This is a genomic window from Streptococcus pseudopneumoniae (assembly GCF_001072665.1).
GTDB classification, from domain to species: domain Bacteria; phylum Bacillota; class Bacilli; order Lactobacillales; family Streptococcaceae; genus Streptococcus; species Streptococcus pseudopneumoniae_S.
In genome coordinates this window covers 1-214 of sequence record NZ_JVJI01000022.1, presented here as the reverse complement: position 1 = coordinate 214, position 214 = coordinate 1, and the positions used below count along the sequence as shown (strand labels likewise).

The 214-nt window shown below is 45.8% G+C and carries 1 pseudogene; it reads right to left on the bottom strand.

The annotated features are described in order from the left end of the window. A pseudogene (locus ADH52_RS01990) lies at positions 1–214 on the bottom strand (hypothetical protein); the annotation flags it as partial.

Here is a 214-nt window from a genome sequence, read left to right as displayed (position 1 = left end):
CTTGACAACGCTCTGAGTCTGCCCTATGGGAATCATGATGGCACTCGCCGTCACAAAGACATTACCAACATCATGATACAGCTTGTCATTCCCCATGAAAAGCGTATCTCGGATACGATTATAGGATTTCGTATGAATATCCCCTGCATTTCCAAGTTGGATGTTATGAATCCCTTCCCCTGCATTAGACGCCCCATAAGCCGCTGTTCCAATT